The organism is Paenibacillus lignilyticus, assembly GCF_017942085.1.
Classification (GTDB): domain Bacteria; phylum Bacillota; class Bacilli; order Paenibacillales; family Paenibacillaceae; genus Paenibacillus_Z; species Paenibacillus_Z lignilyticus.
Window position 1 is genome coordinate 45,453 of record NZ_JAGKSP010000014.1, and the last position, 16,005, is coordinate 61,457.

General features: G+C 54.5%; 16 protein-coding genes and 1 riboswitch. Of the genes, 9 read left to right on the plus strand and 7 right to left on the minus strand.

Going from position 1 to position 16,005, the window contains the following annotated elements; genetic code table 11:
* Nucleotides 1–103: 103 nt before the first annotated feature.
* Entirely contained in the window at nt 104–1,024 is a 921-nt protein-coding gene (locus I8J30_RS25050) for an alpha/beta fold hydrolase (protein ID WP_210662773.1), read from the minus strand.
* Nucleotides 1,025–1,171: 147 nt separating this feature from the next.
* On the opposite strand from I8J30_RS25050, the gene I8J30_RS25055 reads away from it, so the two are divergent.
* Nucleotides 1,172–1,675, plus strand: a complete 504-nt coding sequence (locus I8J30_RS25055; protein ID WP_210662775.1) for a DUF5946 family protein — start codon at nt 1,172–1,174, stop codon at nt 1,673–1,675.
* 226 nt (nt 1,676–1,901) lie between these two features.
* Nucleotides 1,902–3,476: a methyl-accepting chemotaxis protein gene (locus I8J30_RS25060; protein ID WP_210662777.1), complete on the plus strand. Its 1,575-nt coding sequence runs from the start codon at nt 1,902–1,904 to the stop codon at nt 3,474–3,476.
* 543 nt (nt 3,477–4,019) lie between these two features.
* Here the strand turns inward: I8J30_RS25060 and I8J30_RS25065 are convergent.
* Nucleotides 4,020–4,934, minus strand: coding sequence for a polysaccharide deacetylase family protein (locus I8J30_RS25065; RefSeq protein WP_210662779.1), 915 nt, complete (start codon nt 4,932–4,934; stop codon nt 4,020–4,022).
* A gap of 23 nt (nt 4,935–4,957) precedes the next feature.
* Complete coding sequence (locus tag I8J30_RS25070) at nt 4,958–5,941, minus strand: MBL fold metallo-hydrolase (protein ID WP_210662781.1); 984 nt, start codon at nt 5,939–5,941, stop codon at nt 4,958–4,960.
* 144 nt (nt 5,942–6,085) lie between these two features.
* Here I8J30_RS25070 and I8J30_RS25075 point away from each other — a divergent pair, with 144 nt between their 5' ends.
* Entirely contained in the window at nt 6,086–6,880 is a 795-nt protein-coding gene (locus I8J30_RS25075; RefSeq protein ID WP_210662783.1) for an exodeoxyribonuclease III, read from the plus strand.
* 74 nt (nt 6,881–6,954) lie between these two features.
* Here I8J30_RS25075 and I8J30_RS25080 read toward each other — a convergent pair whose 3' ends face one another.
* Nucleotides 6,955–7,614 carry an HD domain-containing protein gene (locus tag I8J30_RS25080; RefSeq protein ID WP_210662785.1) on the minus strand — a complete coding sequence of 220 codons (660 nt, stop codon included), beginning with the start codon at nt 7,612–7,614 and terminating at the stop codon, nt 6,955–6,957.
* 32 nt (nt 7,615–7,646) lie between these two features.
* Nucleotides 7,647–8,147, minus strand: a complete 501-nt coding sequence (locus I8J30_RS25085) for a CYTH domain-containing protein (RefSeq protein ID WP_210662787.1) — start codon at nt 8,145–8,147, stop codon at nt 7,647–7,649.
* A gap of 166 nt (nt 8,148–8,313) precedes the next feature.
* On the opposite strand from I8J30_RS25085, the gene I8J30_RS25090 reads away from it, so the two are divergent.
* The gene (locus I8J30_RS25090; RefSeq protein ID WP_210662789.1) at nt 8,314–8,637 is read left to right on the plus strand and encodes a 2Fe-2S iron-sulfur cluster-binding protein; all 324 of its coding nucleotides are present in this window, start codon (nt 8,314–8,316) and stop codon (nt 8,635–8,637) included.
* Nucleotides 8,638–8,695: 58 nt separating this feature from the next.
* Here the strand turns inward: I8J30_RS25090 and I8J30_RS25095 are convergent, their stop codons facing one another.
* Nucleotides 8,696–8,974 (minus strand): antibiotic biosynthesis monooxygenase family protein, encoded by a 279-nt coding sequence (locus I8J30_RS25095; RefSeq protein ID WP_210662791.1) that lies wholly within the window; start codon nt 8,972–8,974, stop codon nt 8,696–8,698.
* Between the two features lie 194 nt (nt 8,975–9,168).
* Nucleotides 9,169–9,305, plus strand: a riboswitch (guanidine-I (ykkC/yxkD leader).
* A gap of 51 nt (nt 9,306–9,356) precedes the next feature.
* On the opposite strand from I8J30_RS25095, the gene I8J30_RS25100 reads away from it, so the two are divergent.
* From I8J30_RS25100 to I8J30_RS25115, 4 genes are all read left to right on the plus strand, one after another.
* A complete protein-coding gene (locus I8J30_RS25100; RefSeq protein WP_210662793.1) occupies nt 9,357–10,349 on the plus strand; it encodes an aliphatic sulfonate ABC transporter substrate-binding protein in 993 nt (330 codons plus the stop codon).
* A 19-nt stretch (nt 10,350–10,368) separates the two neighbouring features.
* Nucleotides 10,369–10,977, plus strand: coding sequence for a cysteine hydrolase family protein (locus tag I8J30_RS25105; RefSeq protein ID WP_091225130.1), 609 nt, complete (start codon nt 10,369–10,371; stop codon nt 10,975–10,977).
* A gap of 187 nt (nt 10,978–11,164) precedes the next feature.
* Nucleotides 11,165–11,863, plus strand: coding sequence for a metal-dependent hydrolase (locus tag I8J30_RS25110; protein ID WP_210662795.1), 699 nt, complete (start codon nt 11,165–11,167; stop codon nt 11,861–11,863).
* 76 nt (nt 11,864–11,939) lie between these two features.
* Nucleotides 11,940–13,907, plus strand: coding sequence for a beta/alpha barrel domain-containing protein (locus tag I8J30_RS25115; RefSeq protein ID WP_210662797.1), 1,968 nt, complete (start codon nt 11,940–11,942; stop codon nt 13,905–13,907).
* Here I8J30_RS25115 and I8J30_RS25120 read toward each other — a convergent pair.
* Nucleotides 13,862–15,028, minus strand: a complete 1,167-nt coding sequence (locus tag I8J30_RS25120; RefSeq protein WP_240548370.1) for an FAD-dependent monooxygenase — start codon at nt 15,026–15,028, stop codon at nt 13,862–13,864. The genes I8J30_RS25115 and I8J30_RS25120 overlap by 46 nt on opposite strands.
* A 67-nt stretch (nt 15,029–15,095) precedes the next feature.
* Here I8J30_RS25120 and I8J30_RS25125 point away from each other — a divergent pair, with 67 nt between their 5' ends.
* Complete coding sequence (locus tag I8J30_RS25125; protein WP_210662801.1) at nt 15,096–16,004, plus strand: nucleoside hydrolase; 909 nt, start codon at nt 15,096–15,098, stop codon at nt 16,002–16,004.
* The last annotated feature ends 1 nt before the right edge of the window (nt 16,005 follow it).

Below are 16,005 nucleotides of genomic sequence, written 5' to 3' on the forward strand. Positions count from 1 at the left end.
GATTAGCAGCTTGGCACGTCATGCTGCCTCGCCTCTATTTACCGGTGGTCCGGCTGTGCCAGCGCCATACTCGAATATGCCATAATGCCCGGGTCCAACCGGGCTATCCGGAAGAACCTCTGTCACCCGCTGCGCCTTTCACAGCGAGCTGCCCGAGGTTCTTTTGTTCATTGGCGGCCCTTTCTCCGGCAAAATACCGCTTCAGCCGCTGCGCGATCTCCTTCTGGTTGAACAGGTCCGGCGCATTATGACCAAGTCCCTCCATGACGGAGTACGAGGCGTTCGGGATGACCGCCGCTGCAGCGCCGGCCCCTTTTAGCAGAAATGCGGGGCTATTGCCGCCGGCCAGAATGAGCGTCTCTATTCGAATGGCGCTGTAATTCCGGACAGTAGAGTCGAGGCGGAACACCTCATCCATCTCTTTAATGAGTGTCGGCAATTTCTCCCGCAGCTTGCGCCCTTCCCGGAACAGCAAGGAAGGGAGCAGCATCAGCTTGATAAGCCAGCGTGGCAGCTTGACCATCCGCTCCGACGTACCGACCCCTTTGAGAAAGGTAACAAAGGCATCCAGATCTTGGCCTTTCTCCATCTGGCGCTTATAGTCGGGCATCCAGCCGGAAGGAAACTCGTCGTCAACCGAGATAGCCGGTTCATACACAGCTAGCTTTACAATTGCGGGCAGGGTCGTTCGCGCCAGCTCCAGTGCGATCAACCCGCCATAGCTGTGGCCAAACACATAGGGAGCCCCCGTTGCTTGAAGAACGGCCAAGGCATCCTCGCATTCCTTCTCTATGCTGTACTGCATGCCTTGCGGTCCGCTGTACAAGCGCCCCCGACGATCGACGACATAGACGGTAAACGTGTCGGAGAGCTCCTGCGCCAGCTTCTCATATTCATGCCCGGATACGAAGGCGCCGTGAATGATGACAAGACCGGGGCCGCGGCCCGACTGTCTGTAGCCTATGACCGTCCCATCCTTGGAAACGGCGCTGTGAAGGGTATAATAGTCCTTCTTTTTCTTCATCCCGTGCTCTCCTCTCTGGACGCATCATGTTGTGTGTAGGTTGTGTTGTCCGTCGTATGGCCGATTATGCAGTTCAATGGGATTCATTGTGCCGAAGCTTGATTATGCAGCGGACGCAGTTTATCGATTAGAGGAGGCGAAATGTCCATGAAACAATCCATCGTCAAATGTCCCGGGTGCGGGCTGATGCTGCCCAATCAGTATTTTGCAGAGCCCTCTCGCTTTCATGCGAGCGGTGAATGCATGGAGCTGTTCAATCAATTATCTTATTACACAACGTCACACGGACAGCCCGAATTCATTCATCAGTTGGCACTGGACGCCTATGGCGCGCAGCATTCCGGCGGAATCACTCGTTCCATTACGACGGCCTTCTCGCTGATTGGCCTCTATCTGGTTGTGGAGCATGGGTTTACAGGCAAACAGGTGCAGCAAGCACATATGGAATTAGGCCGCAAAAAAATCACATGGCCCGAGCTCACCCCACCGCCAACGAGCGCCGCCATTACCATTCAAGAGGTGCTTCAGGCGGAAGCCGGCGAATCTCGAGATGCGATGATTCACCAATGGGTTCATGAAGTTTGGAACAGCTGGTCGCATGCCCATAGTTGGGTCAAGGAAGCCGCCCAGCCCGTCCTTCATGCCGAATAGCTAAAAGGGTCTCTTCCAGGCAGCTGCTGCTTAGAAGGGACCCTTTCTTTATAGTTGTACTATTTTCCCTGTAGCGAGGCTCAAATATACGACCGTTTATTAGCGTCCTGCCCAAAATCAAACACAATTTAAACATTTACTATTAAACTTCCTAAACACCTTGTCTCTATAATGGGCTCTAAAGCTGTCAAAGCTGGCTTGGACCAAGATAAAAGGGGTTGTCCGGATGCTGAATAACGTTTCGTTGAAGAAGAAATTGAGCGGCCTGCTTGCTATTCCGTTAGTGCTGTTTGTTGTAGTTTGTCTTTCTTTGATTCAAAGAAACAATGCCGATTTGAGTCAGATGAAAACAATGATGTACGACGTCAGTGCGCAAACCACTTCGCTGATTCTAAATGCTGACCGCGACATGTACCAGGCCTTGGCAGCTTATCAAGCCATCGCGAACGGCCAATTAGCCGGTGATGAACTGCAACAGCAGCAGCAGGATTTGAGCGAAAATATCGAACAAATCGCGGAACGGGTCGGCAGCGCCGGTACGATCCTAGCCGAGAACGGACTTTTGGCAGAAATCCATGAGCAATCCAAATTAACCGTTCAGCAGAACCTCGATCGGTTCACTACGCATTTTGAAGCATGGTCCGATAAGACCGCTGCCGGTACAAGCGATATCACGGATTTCGACACCGCGCGCGAGAGCTTAAATGAGCTCGGCGAGTTTCTCGATGCTTATGCCGTTACACAGGCAGAACTGGTTCAGAAGGACAATGTGAGCATGCATTTGTTTATCTATATCATCATCGCCTTAATAGTGTTCATCATCGGGATCACCGGTTTTGGCATCATTCGACGAATCACGAAGTCTGTCGATCATATTTTGCATCGTGTGAAGCAAGTTTCGGAAGGCAACCTTCATCACGACGGTCCTTCCCAGCATTATAGGGACGAGCTTGGCACCATTACGCAGTCCATTGATTCCATGGCAAACGGACTTCGAGAGCTGATCAGCCAAGTGCTGACATCCGCCGAAGCCGTAACCGTAGCCGCCTCCGAAATATCCGCAACAACCGATGAAGTGGCTAGAGGCAACATGTATCAAGCGGAGTCGGCCCAAACCGCCTCCGAAGTCGTTACGAAACTGTCGGAAGGCGTGCGCACGGTGTCGCAGCGTGCCAAGGAAGCGACTCATCTCACCATCAACACCAACAAAGAAGCTATCGCTTGCGGCGACACCGTGCAAGAATCGCTCCGCAGCATGAATCTATTGTCGCAGCGCATGAATGAACTGGAAAAGGATTCGAATCAGATCGGCAACATCATTGGCGTAATTGACGACATTGCCGAGCAAACCAATCTGCTGGCGCTGAATGCCGCAATCGAAGCAGCGCGGGCCGGCGACCAAGGACGCGGCTTCGCGGTCGTGGCGGACGAGGTGCGCAAGCTGGCGGAACGCAGCGGCGAAGCTACGAAGCAAATCGCCGATATCATTAAGGGCATGCAGCATAGTACGCATGAGAGCGTGAAGGCGATGTCGGCGACCGAGACGCTCTACCGGCAAGCCGGCGATGCGCTCGGCAGCATCGTGCTTCGGGTCGGCGAGGTAACGGAGCAGACCAAAGAAATCGCGGCTTCGAGCGTCAGCCAAGCTTCACAATCCCAGGAAGTCATGAAGCAGATCGAATCCATCGCTTCCATCAGCGAAGAAGCCGCCGCAGCAGCACAGCAGACGGCAAGCTCCTCCCAATCCCTCGGCTCGCTCGCGTATCAGCTCAACACGATGGTGAAGCGATTCCGCCTATAATAAAGCAGCAGCTTATGAAAAGGCCGCGTTCCATAGTGGAACCCGGCCATTATTGTGCTTATAAGGGTTAGTCGGAGCTATGCTCTGAGGCAGCCGATGAATTCGCTCCGATGTAGATTTCCTGATACGCTACACGTGCTAAAAGCTAACCATACATCTACCGCTTCAACTGCTGAGAGTCACAAAATCGAACTCTCATCACCAAAACCAATCAAAAAAGAAGCCGAGAGTACGATATTCGAACTCTCAGCTTTCAAACTAACCATATACCTACCACTTCGGCAGCATTTTACCGATATTGCTCCGAAAGGCTCTCCTGGCAGGTTACTCTTTCACCATTTCTGCTCGTTATCCACCATTGTGTTGCCCTACGAGCCACTCTTCCGCCTTTTGCACTCAGTTTCCGCCAATGTGTTGCCCTACGAGCCACTCCTCCACCGTTTCCACTCAGTTTCCACCATTGTGTTGCCCCACGAGCCGCTCTTCCCCAGGCGCCAAAACCGAGCGATCCGCGCCTAGCGAGCCCACCATCGCGCCGAGCGGCTACTTGCGCAGCAGCTCCGTGCCGAGCGCCCAGACAGAGCGGAGGCGCGATGCGCGGCCATGCTGCTGGATAAAGCTGTAGTCCGTCAGCGTGACGCCGGCGTCCTTCAATGCGGCGTGCAAATCGTCGTCGAGCATGAGGCGGTACTCCCAAACCCGCTTCTCCCAGTGGGGGATCGCTGCCAGCATGGCGGCATCCTCGATAGCGGGATGGATGTAGGTCTCGCTGATTCCTTCGGGCAGGCGGTACATTTTGGCGATGATGGATTGCTTGAAGGATTCGTACGTTTCCCCTTCTTCAACCTCGAAAGGATGCGACAGCAGATAGTCCGGTATCGCAACGCCGAGCGTACCCGCAAGCGCCGAGGCCTTGCCTACAGCACGTTCCACGCCGGGAACGGCTGCCATCATGTCCTCGGGATGAACATGGCGGAACAGTCGGAACGGCACTTTCCACTTCGCGCATTTCATCAAGACTTGCGGAATGTGGCTGCGGCCGGTCGCAATGCCGTACAGACTGCCCATGTGGTTGTCTGCATGCGTAATGGTAATGCCCGCTTGGCGCACCCGCTCATACTGAGCATCCATCTCCTGCACGACCGCTGCAGTATTGGCACCCCGCTCGAACGCCTCCACGGTCTGGTACATATGCCCGCTCGCATCATGCAGCGATGGATGACCCGTCAAACTGCCCCAGCGAAGCGCATCGAATTCACTGGTCAGCGTCAGGTGCAGTCCGATATTGGACTGCCCGCGTTTCTTGCACCAAGCCGCCGCTTCCTCGAAGCCGGGCGCCGGTGCCATGATCGTCGCCGACGACACTCGCCGCTCCTCCAGCAAATGCATAATGGCCGCATTCATCGGCGCGCTTTGGCCAAAATCGTCACAATTGATGACGAGAAACTTCCCTTTCATCACGCTCTCCCCCTCCAAGGACACTATCCCCGCCACCAAGCAGCAGTTGGATAATGCGCACTGCCTACGGTAACGGTTTCTCCGATCTGCGGTGTTGCCACTTCAACGCCCTGTGCATGAGCCGCCTTCACGGCACGTTCAACCGGATCTGTCCAATCATGATAAGCCAGCGTAAAAGCACCCCAATGAACGGGAATCAACAGCTTCCCCCGTACATCAGTGTGCGCCTTCACCGTTTCCTCCGGCATCATATGTATCGCCGACCAGCGCTCGTCATACTGGCCGCACTCCATAAGCGTCAGATCGAAGGGTCCGTACTTCGTGCCGATCTCTTTAAAATGCGGCCCATAGCCGCTGTCCCCGCTATAAAACACCCGATTGCTCTTCCCCGCTATTACCCACGAGCACCATAGCGTACTGTTCCGATCGAGCAGCCCTCTGCCCGAAAAATGCCGCGCCGGCATACAAGCAAGCATAAGCCCTGCCAGCTGCAGCTCATCGCCCCAATCATGCTCCGAGATCTTCGCAGGATTTACGCCCCACTTGCGAAGCCGTTTCCCCACTCCGAGCGGGACAATAAAACGGCCTACCTTGTCCTTCAGCTTCCGAATCGTGCCCTCATGCAAATGATCATAATGATCATGCGACTGAATGACCGCATCGACCGCCGGAAAATCCTCCGCCTTCAGCGGAAGTCCGCCACTATAGCGCTTGCCTCCGAACAGCGCTACCGGAGAAGGCGAATCCGCAAACATCGGATCAAACAGCAGCCGTTTTCCTTCGATTTCGAGCAGAAACGCGGAATGACCAAACCACGTCACCTGAACGCCTTCTGCCTGTGGCCGGGCAGGCAGAGCCAGCTTCTTATAAGGAATCGCCTGCGCCGGCTGGCGGTTCGGACTGCCTTTGAATTGATCCCGAAGCATGCTGACGATCGCCTTGAAGCTCATGTCCATTTTAGTCTCTATAGCGTTGACGAATTTATTATTTTGCCGGGTGGAGGCCATCTGCAATCATGCTCCTTCTATTGTCCTATTCATCTTAGTTATTCCCATTATAGTGCAAAGCGGTACCCAGCCACCATGAGCTCGGCCATCTATGCTACACTGGTAGTAATTCATTCGATAAGCAGCAAGGAGAAGAACGAACCGATGAAACTGGTCTCATGGAATGTAAACGGGCTGCGCGCCTGCGTGAACAAAGGGTTTATGGATTATTTTACGGAGATGAATGCGGATATCTTCTGTTTGCAGGAGACGAAGCTTCAGGCGGGCCAAATCGAGCTTGAGCTTGGTGACGACTACGAGAGCTACTGGAACTATGCGGAGAAGAAGGGCTACTCCGGTACGGCTGTTTTCACGAAAATCAAACCGCTATCCGTGCGCTATGGCATGGAAGAGGATTATGAGCCCGAGGGCCGCCTTATTACGCTGGAATTTGACGATTTCTACCTCGTCACCGTGTATACGCCGAATGCCAAACGCGATCTGGCGCGGCTCGATTACAGAATGGAGTGGGAAGATCGATTCCGCAGCTACTTGCTGGAGCTTGATGCGAAGAAACCGGTCATCGCATGCGGGGATCTGAATGTCGCCCATGAAGAGATCGACTTGAAGCATCCAAAGCCCAATATGGGCAATTCCGGCTTCACGCTCGAGGAACGCGGCAAAATGACCGACCTGCTCGCATCCGGCTTTACCGACTCCTTCCGCTATTTCTATCCGGACCTTACAGACGTATATTCGTGGTGGTCCTATATGCCGAAGGTCAGAGAACGGAACGTGGGGTGGCGGATTGACTACTTCCTAGTTTCCTCCAGACTTGCGCCGGTACTGACCGATGCCCAAATCGACTGCCACATCATGGGCAGCGACCATTGTCCGGTTGTGTTAACGACAGGCGAGCTAAGCTCCGTTACAGCATTAGCAGCAGCAACAGCGGAATAATCGAAAAAGCCGAGCATTCTCCAACATGGAGAATGCCCGGCTTTCTTTGTAGTAACACGCTTTACAGTGGCACACTAATTGCCATTCCACTCCTGCATGAACCGTTCTACATATTCCACCATGTAACGGTGCCGTTCCTCGGCAATTTCTTTGGCCGACGCGGTGTTAATGCGGTCCTTCAGCTTCAGCAGCTTCTCGTGGAAATGATTGATCGCCGTGCTTTTCCCCTTGCGGTACTCGCCGGGACTCATCTCATCGCGCGGCAGCAACTGAGGGTCATAGATGGGATCTCCCTTCCAGCCCGCATAGAGAAAACATCGTGCAATCGCAATGGCCCCGATCGCATCAAGCCGATCCGCATCCTGCACCACTTGGCCCTCCAGCGTCCGCATCGGCGGGTTGGCACCGCCATTAAACGACATCGTGGCGATAATCTCCATAATGTGCGCCTGCTCCGCCTCTGTCAGCGTTTGGCTCTCCAGCCAGCTGCTCACCTTACGCAGTCCGCTTTCCTTAGACTCGTTGAGCTTCTCGTCTGCCACATCGTGCAGCAGCGCGGCAATGATGCAGATCTCCGCATCCGCACCTTCCCGAAGGGCGAGCCGCTCTGCCATCTGCACGACGCGGTGCACATGCCACCAATCATGGCCGGTGGCATCATGCTCCAGCTCAGCTCGTGCGAACCGTTCCGCTTCTTCAATTACGTGCTGCTTCTCGCCAAGTTGGCGCTGCATGTTCACAACCACCTTTTTTCACGACTTCGTTATTAGTTGCTGCGTTCTTGCAGCTCGCGCCAAACCTTCTTATTGCTGTACTGCTTCTCTGTGCTGATATCCTTGCCGAACCACGCCGGAGGTTCAAACGCCACGGCTGCCTCTTCGGAATCAAACTCTACCTCGAGCACCATCAGCCGGATTTGATCATAGATATCAATCTCCACCACTCTATCGCCCCAATGTGCGGTGATGCGGTTCTTCGTCAGGGGAACAGCCCCGAAGGCTTGGATAACCTGTTCGTAAATCCCTTGCGAGATGCTGTATTCGACCTCTTCACGCGCCAAACCATGGCCGGATTTGAAGGTATGCGTGTAGCTCACCTCATCCGTAGCGAGATCAACAATTCTGCGGACTCTCAGCTCCTGCGGGCCATCAAGTGCCAGATAAGTCTGCTCGATCCGATGCTCCGACACCCTCAGCAACTCGCCGGTGCCAATAAGCCTCTCCGGGAATTCGGTCAACAAAAACTTGCGTTCAATTTCTAAAGGCATAACGACATCTCCTTACGGGGTAGACTGCTTGGAATCCAATACGACTAGTATAGCTGTCCGCGTGTAACTATGTTATACGTTCTGCAAAAATAAGCAAACGCTTATGCGCTCACTCCTCCGTATAACAGGCGGCAATATGGCAACGATGAAGGAAGGAGGGATTACGATGCCAACTGTTCAAGTTCAAGGAAGAGGTACATTCGAAGCAGAGGAAGGCAAAAAGCTTGTCCTCGTGCTCGAAGACAATGGGATTGATATTCTGCACCGCTGCGGCGGCAATGCGAAGTGCACCACCTGCAGCGTGGAGGTATTAGCCGGGGATGCCGGGGAAATGGGCGAAGCCGAAGCGGCCGTTCGTCAGGCAAAAGGGATCACAGAACCGAATGTCCGCCTCTCCTGCCAAATTCGGGTGCATGGTGATCTCACCGTGAATCCGCTCAAAACCGCTGCTTCGACAGGTTTAGAGCCGGGTACGCGTCCGCAGGATTAATCCGACATGCAGAAATGGCGGTGCCTCGAGTCCGGCGCCGCCATTTCTATTCCCCAAGCTATACCTTGCTGAGCCAAAACCCTTCCGATGCGTCCTCCCAATCCTCAAACGGATCGTTCTCAACTGCAGAACGGGCAGCGCTCACGCCGGCCCGGAACGCCTCTTCGGATTCCCAAATCGCCAGACCGATCAGTTTTCCGGTGCGGCTGTCCTTCAAGGTATGTACTTCTCTTAATCCGGCCGCTCCTTCGAGCGCGCTTCCGAAACGGTGCATCGAAGCGATCAAGTCCTCACTCTTGCCCGGCTTCGGATGATGGATCGACATATGAACAAACATGAACGCCGTGCCTCCTTATAGGCTGTATTTTGTCTATATTGTAGAGGAGTTGTCTGCTGTTGTCACTTCGCATGAATTATATGTTATATATATGTTATATATATTGGGAAATTTGGCTATTTTACAAATTATATGTAATGTTTATTGACACTTAAAACCTCCGTGAGCTACAATTCAAACTAACAACTACATAAAAAATAGCTTTCTAGGGTTCCGCCATTCAATCTTGTTGGGTTATACGTAACATAACCTAACAATTCGACTGGGTCAGGTCCAAGAGGAAGCGGCTGATGCAGCATCAGCTACACGGAGGGATAAAAACCCGGGAGAGTAGATACCATCTATTCTCCCGGGTTTTATTTATTTTAGAGGAGGGTTCGAGATGAGAACGAGATTACCGCTTCTACTGCTCATCATCATGCTGACGTCTGCCCTAATGCTTTCCGCTTGCAGCAAGTCCACTTCCGGCTCGGAGAAAGATGACATTACGCTGCGGGTCGCTTACAACCTCTGGGTCGGAAGCGCGGGGCTGTTCGTCGCCGAAAGCAAAGGTTTCTTCGAGGAAGCCGGCGTGAAAGTTGAACTTATCCAATTCCCAAGCCCTACCGAAGCAACGCAAGCCTTAATCAGCGGCAACGTGGATATTGCTCTCACGACACTGGATACGGCCGTGATGGTAAAGACCAATGAGCTGCAAGGACAACATTTGAAAGTGTTCAGCTTTACCGATTTATCCATGGGGGCAGACGGCATCGTCGCTTCGAAGGATATTAAAACAATTGCAGACCTCAAAGGAAAAACCGTGGCGGCTACGATCGGAACGGTGAATCATTTTCTGCTCAATCATGCTCTTCAGCTCGCAGGGTTAAGCGAGAAGGATGTGAAGTTATCCAACGTCTCGCCCGAACAAACCGGACCGCTGTTTATCGCCGGCCAAGTCGATGCAGCCGTAACGTGGGAGCCCTATCTGTCGGAGGCCTTAACCGGAGGCGGCAACCTGCTTTATTCCACGAAAGATGCACCGGATCTGATTGTCGACGGCGTCATGACGTCCCAGGCGATGATTGACGATCACGCCCAAGCGCTACGCAATCTGGTTACCGCGATTGATAAAGGCACTGCTTTCTACTATTCCAATACCGATGAAGCGGCCGACATTGCGGCCAAGAAGCTGGAAACGACCAAGGATGAAGTCATCGCCATGATGGGCGGCGTCAAGCTGCTGAAGCAAGATGAAGTCAAAGCGATGTTGACGGGCAAAGACAGCACTCTTGAAGCGAGAACCGAGGAATATTCCTCTTTCTTCTTCGAACGCAAGCTGATCGACAAGGAAGTCAAAGCGGATGACATTCTGGATTCCTTTTTATTCAAATAATCGGTGGGAGTGAGTGCTCATGAAGAAGAAAATCGATACGATTGTCGGTAAAGCTGCGCTGTTAATTATTGATGTGACCAAGGGTTCGCTGCTTCCGCCCGAGAAAACGCCTATTCCGATCTTCGATGCACAGACGGCTGTCGACAATATCGGCAAAGTACTTGAAACCGCGCGGCAGGCGGGGATTCCGGTTATATTTTTTCAAGAGCTGCATCGCGTCGATCTGATTGATTTTGGCAGAGAGCTGGAGGGCGTTGAGGATATCCACTGTTTGGAAGGGTCTGAGGATGTAGAATTCCTTGATTATTTGAAGCCTGCTCGGGGCGAGTACGCCATAGGCAAACGCCGCTATAGCTGCTTCTTCTCCACCGATCTCAATATACTGCTGAAAGGGCTGAAGGTAGAGACGCTGCTGGTTACCGGTTTCCTCACGGATGTTTGCGTTCATTACACTTGCGCTGACGCGCATCAACATGATTATTATGTTCGCGTGCTCCATGACTGCGTCAGAGGGTCCAGTCCCGAGGCGCATCAAGCTTCGCTTAACGCCATCGAGTATCTGCAAACCGCATCGAAAACCAACTCCTCCGAGATTATTGCCCTTTTAGAGCAAAGGGTGACGGTCTAATAAACAAGCTCGGAAGCCCTGCCTCCGCATGAGGTGGGGCTTTTGTATTATTGCGGCCGTACCGCTCTCTTACCTATTAGCTTCTTGTAAAAACAGCCGATCTGCCCGCCTTCAAATTGCTTCCGGCTCCATAATCTGGCACTATGGAAGATGTACCGACTATTGAAACGAAGGAGCGATCTCTTAGATGAAAATCCAATTCCATGGCCATGCCTGCATCCAAATCAGCACCGGCGATAAATCCCTTGTCATTGATCCTTTTCTTAGCGGCAACCCCGTGGCTGTCCAGAAGCCGGAAGCACTGAAGACCGATGCCGTGCTGCTGACTCACGCTCATCAGGATCATATTCTGGATGCCGCTCCGGTCGCGATTGCCAACGATGCGCCGATTGTATCGATCGTCGAGCTTGCTACATACATGTCCTGGCAAGGCGCGAAAACAATCGGAATGAATATGGGCGGAACGGTCGACCTCGGCTTTGCGCAAGCGAAATTGATTCAAGCGTTCCACAGCTCCGGCATCGTCGATATGGAAACGAAACAAATCATGTATGCGGGCATGCCTGCCGGGTTCCTGGTATTCGCGGAAGGCCTCACTATTCTGCATGCCGGAGATACATCCCTATTTGGCGATATGAAGCTGATTGGAGATCGGTATGATATTGACGTCGCATTCGTGCCAATCGGCGACCACTATACAATGGGACCGGAGGACGCGCTGCAAGCGGCAAAATGGTACAACGCGAAGCTGACCGTGCCCATCCATCACAGCACTTTCCCGCCAATCAAGCAGGATGCGGAGAAATTCGTCCGGCAGCTTGAGGAAAACGGACTCAAAGGCCGCGTCATGGCACCGGGAGACGAATTTGAAGTAGAAGGCCGGTAGCACCGAACGGTGCGCGGCGCAAATGTGCGGTAACAAGTACCTTTTATAATGCCATCATCACGTGGGGAGTGAGCGTATGCCGGATTGGTCCTATCAAACGTTGTTTCGTCCTCTGCTGCTGCGGCTCCCGAATCGGCTCGCTCGCTCCGTCACGCTCGGCGCTATCGGCGCGTTGAGCCGTCTGCCTCTGGGCTCCTTCGTCATTCGCACGCTGGGGCATATGGATCCCGCCCCTCTGCTTCGAAGCCGAGCAAGCGGCGTCGATTTCATCACGCCTGTCGGACTGTCGGGCACGGTTGATCCAACCGGCGTTGCCCATCGGGCCGTGGCGCAGTTCGGACTGGGCTTCATGGAGATCGGACCGATTACGACCGAGCCCATCCATGCCCCAAGTTCAGCGCCAATTCAGTTGAATCCAGAGGAACGAAGTATCACTTACCCATCCTATGGCGAGAATAGCGGCGCTGCCTCAGCAGCATCGCGGATCGCGAATCCCGGTCATAAGCTGCCGCAGTTTGCTAGATTGACGCCTCTGCCGGGGAGTACGCCGGAACAGGCGCTCGAGCAGCTGCTGGCTATGATGGAGCAGCTGCGAAAGGCCGGTGCTGCGGGGTTTTATCTTGATATTTTGCAGCGGCCCGCGTCAACGGAACAAATTATCGCGCTGCTCCAACTGATAGCGACTTCGCTAGCGGCAGTAGATAACCGCTTGTTCCTTTACATCCCGCATGATGCGGAAGACGGCACGCTAATAAGCGTGCTCCATTCCGTTGATTTCACGGCATGGAGCGGCGCCGTTGTGGGTGAATCCCGCGCAGCTGACGGCCGACTCACGGTCAAGCCCGCAGATAAGCGGTCGTGCGCTGCGAGACTGACTCTGCTGCGACGATTCGGCCCGCAGCACTTCGTGCTCAAAGCATCCTGCGGCATCTATGAACCACAGGATGCCCTGGACCTGACGGCTGCAGGCGCCGACTACATCCTGCTGCACGGCGGACTCATCGATACCGGACCCGGACTGCCCAAACGGGTCAACGAAGCCATCCTGTATGAGCGCGTCCGGCAACTCCCTGCACCAAAACCCGAATCCTTTTGGCGTCACTGGGGCTGGATGTGCTTGCTCGGCATTGGGATGATCATTGGCGGTATACTCGCGTGGATAATAGCGACCACAACGGTGCTGCTTCCCTATGACGAAGCGTTCCTAGGTATCCATCGCGACATGCTGCATCATCTGAATCACCGTCTGCTTCACTTCATGTCGCATGATCGCATTACGCTTGCCGGCACGATGATTTCCATCGGCGTGCTCTATTATCAGCTTGGCAGGCATGGATTACGACACGGCGTGCACTGGGCCAGAACAGCATTGCTCGTGTCCGGTATTACCGGCTTTGCCAGCTTTTTTCTCTATCTGGGCTACGGCTACTTCGATCCGCTGCACGCGGTCGTCGCACTCATTCTTCTTCCGATGTTTCTGCTAAGCATGCGTGCGAACCCCGACAAGCCGTTTCGCAATCCCGTCAACTTGCGCAGCGACCGGATGTGGAAGCGGGCCATGTGGGGGCAGTTCTGCATGGTAGTGCTTGGTTTTGCGCTGGCAATCGGCAGTATTACCATCTCCGGATTCGGCGTTACACGTGTGTTCGTGCCGCAAGATCTGGCCTACATGGGCCTTGCATCCGACCAAATTGCAGCCATGAATCCGCGGTTGATTCCACTTATCGCCCATGATCGCGCCGGATTCGGCGGAGCGCTGTTCTCCGATGCACTGGCGCTGCTCACGATGGCATTATGGGGCATTCAGCAAGGGGAACGCTGGCTGTGGTGGACGTTTCTGATCGGCGGAGCTCCGGCATTCTTCGCGGCCTTCTCGGTTCATTGGCACATTGGCTATACGGACTTCGTTCACTTGTCGCCTGCCATCTTCGCTTTATTGCTTTATATAGCCGGCCTTATCTTACTCTATCCTTATCTGACGCGGTCACCGGTCTCTGCTCAGCGCACCACATATCCAACGATCGGATCAAACCGTTTCACATAAGCAGCTCCCGGCGTTGCGGCCATGACCGCGTTACGGAAGCGGATAAGCAGCGCATTCTCAAGCTGCACCATTCTTCCCATGGAACGTGAAATTCGCACGACCCTATAGGCTCGCGCCATGCGCTCCTTCTCGTAAGCCCGCAGTGCCGCAGGCACGTCCTCCTCCGTCTGCTGCAGGCAGCGGGCCAGCACCACGGCATCTTCGATGGCTTGCGCTCCGCCCTGGCCCAGATTAGGCAGCATCGGGTGCGCCGCATCGCCGAGCAGCGTTATGCGGCCGGAGCTCCACCGAGCAAGCGGGGCCCGATCTACGATGTCATGGGCCAGAATCGTCGCCGGATCGGTCGCCTCAATCGCATCGACAACCGGCTTGTACCAGCCTCGGAACAAGTCCAGTAACGCCGGCTTACGCTCTGCTGCCGGCAGAATTGTTCCTTGCGGCGCATTAACCGCTGCAAACCAGAAAACGCGGCCGTTGCCCAGACTGGAAAAGCCGAATCTTCGGCCTTGGCCCAGTGCCTCAAACCCGCCGCCGGACGCTGCGCCAATCGGTATATTGGCCAACGTACATACACCTCTAAGCGCCGTATAGCCCGAATAACGGAGAGGACTTGCACCGAATAACTGCTCGCGAATCGCCGAATGAATACCGTCCGCTCCGATCACAAGCTCAGCCTTCTCGCGCATCCCATCATCAAACACGGCCGTTGCCGCATCATCCGTTTGTTCGCCGCGCATCCACTGCTTGCCGGTATAGACCGGGGATTCCGCCATAACCGCTTGCAGGAGAATCGATTGCAGCTCCGCCCTATGGATGACATAACTGTGCGTGCCATATTTCGCTGCTTGCTTCGCGGCAGGGAGGCTCGTAATCAGCCTGCCGTTCCATGTCCGAATGTCCGCCTGCATGACCGGGGCACCTGCTTCTCTGACATTGTTGCCTACACCGAGTACGTCGAGCGCCTTCATGGCGTTGGCCGCAAGCACGATACCCGCTCCCGCTTCCCGCAATGCCGCCGCTTTGTCGTACACCGCCACCTGCCACCCGCGCTGCTGCAGCGCCAAAGCCGAACACAGCCCGCCAATGCCCGCTCCAATTACAATTGCTCGACGCTTGTCCATGCTGATCATACCGCATCCCCCGCTCTTCTCCTATCACTGGTTTCATCATACCCAAGGAGGAATGACGATGACTACCCTAAAAGTTTGGCTCGACACCGACATTGGCGGCGATATCGACGATGCCCTTTGTTTAGCCTACCTGCTTGGCCAACCGAACTGTGAACTTATTGGCATTTCGACCGTAGGCGGCGAGGTCGCAAACCGCGCCATGGTGGCGGATGCGATCTGCAAAGCAGCCGAACGAAGCATCGCCGTGTATGCCGGTGCAGACAATCCAATCATGCCGAGCAGCGTCTACCCCACGCCGGACGGTGCATCCAAACTGGTGAATTGGCCGCACGAAACTACCTTCAAAGCGAGCCAAGCCGTCGACGCTATGCGCGCCGCCATCTACGGGCATCCCCATGAAGTGATGCTGCTCGCCGTCGGTCACCTCACCAATGTCGCCCTGCTTTTTCTGCTCGATCCCGAGATACCGAAGCTGCTGAAGGGGCTGTACATCATGAGCGGCGTATTCTCCGAAGAGCTCGAAGCCGCACCGGATATGCCGATGGCCAACTGGAATTCCTGGATGGATCCGCATGCCTGCGCCATCGTATATAACACCCCGGTGGCGATTCATCGCACATTCGGGTTGAAGGTGACATCGCAGCTTGTCCTGGGGCGGAGCGAAAAAGCAGACTTATTTGCCACTCCGGTCATGAGAGCGGTAGAGGACTTCGGAGCGCCGTGGCTGGAGCAGCATGTCATGACCTTCCATGATCCGCTCGCGGCAGCATGTTTATTTGAACCGGAGCTCTGCGTGTACGAGCGCGGCTCCGTTGAAGTCGACTACACTCACGCGGACACGTTCGGTCAAATGACATTTCAGGCGGGCGGCTCGGACGGTAACCATGAGATAGCGACAACCGTCGACCGTACGCGATTTTTCGAGCATTATTTCTCCATTACCGGCCAGCAGAAACACCTGCTCTAAC

Bases quoted from the DNA above. Each gene is read 5' to 3' on its own strand.
- I8J30_RS25050 (WP_210662773.1), bottom strand. From the start codon at position 1,024: ATGAAGAAAAAGAAGGACTATTATACCCTTCACAGCGCCGTTTCCAAG.
- I8J30_RS25055 (WP_210662775.1), top strand. From the start codon at position 1,172: ATGAAACAATCCATCGTCAAATGTCCCGGGTGCGGGCTGATGCTGCCC.
- I8J30_RS25060 (WP_210662777.1), top strand. From the start codon at position 1,902: ATGCTGAATAACGTTTCGTTGAAGAAGAAATTGAGCGGCCTGCTTGCT.
- I8J30_RS25065 (WP_210662779.1), bottom strand. From the start codon at position 4,934: ATGAAAGGGAAGTTTCTCGTCATCAATTGTGACGATTTTGGCCAAAGC.
- I8J30_RS25070 (WP_210662781.1), bottom strand. From the start codon at position 5,941: ATGGCCTCCACCCGGCAAAATAATAAATTCGTCAACGCTATAGAGACT.
- I8J30_RS25075 (WP_210662783.1), top strand. From the start codon at position 6,086: ATGAAACTGGTCTCATGGAATGTAAACGGGCTGCGCGCCTGCGTGAAC.
- I8J30_RS25080 (WP_210662785.1), bottom strand. From the start codon at position 7,614: ATGCAGCGCCAACTTGGCGAGAAGCAGCACGTAATTGAAGAAGCGGAA.
- I8J30_RS25085 (WP_210662787.1), bottom strand. From the start codon at position 8,147: ATGCCTTTAGAAATTGAACGCAAGTTTTTGTTGACCGAATTCCCGGAG.
- I8J30_RS25090 (WP_210662789.1), top strand. From the start codon at position 8,314: ATGCCAACTGTTCAAGTTCAAGGAAGAGGTACATTCGAAGCAGAGGAA.
- I8J30_RS25095 (WP_210662791.1), bottom strand. From the start codon at position 8,974: ATGTTTGTTCATATGTCGATCCATCATCCGAAGCCGGGCAAGAGTGAG.
- I8J30_RS25100 (WP_210662793.1), top strand. From the start codon at position 9,357: ATGAGAACGAGATTACCGCTTCTACTGCTCATCATCATGCTGACGTCT.
- I8J30_RS25105 (WP_091225130.1), top strand. From the start codon at position 10,369: ATGAAGAAGAAAATCGATACGATTGTCGGTAAAGCTGCGCTGTTAATT.
- I8J30_RS25110 (WP_210662795.1), top strand. From the start codon at position 11,165: ATGAAAATCCAATTCCATGGCCATGCCTGCATCCAAATCAGCACCGGC.
- I8J30_RS25115 (WP_210662797.1), top strand. From the start codon at position 11,940: ATGCCGGATTGGTCCTATCAAACGTTGTTTCGTCCTCTGCTGCTGCGG.
- I8J30_RS25120 (WP_240548370.1), bottom strand. From the start codon at position 15,028: ATGGACAAGCGTCGAGCAATTGTAATTGGAGCGGGCATTGGCGGGCTG.
- I8J30_RS25125 (WP_210662801.1), top strand. From the start codon at position 15,096: ATGACTACCCTAAAAGTTTGGCTCGACACCGACATTGGCGGCGATATC.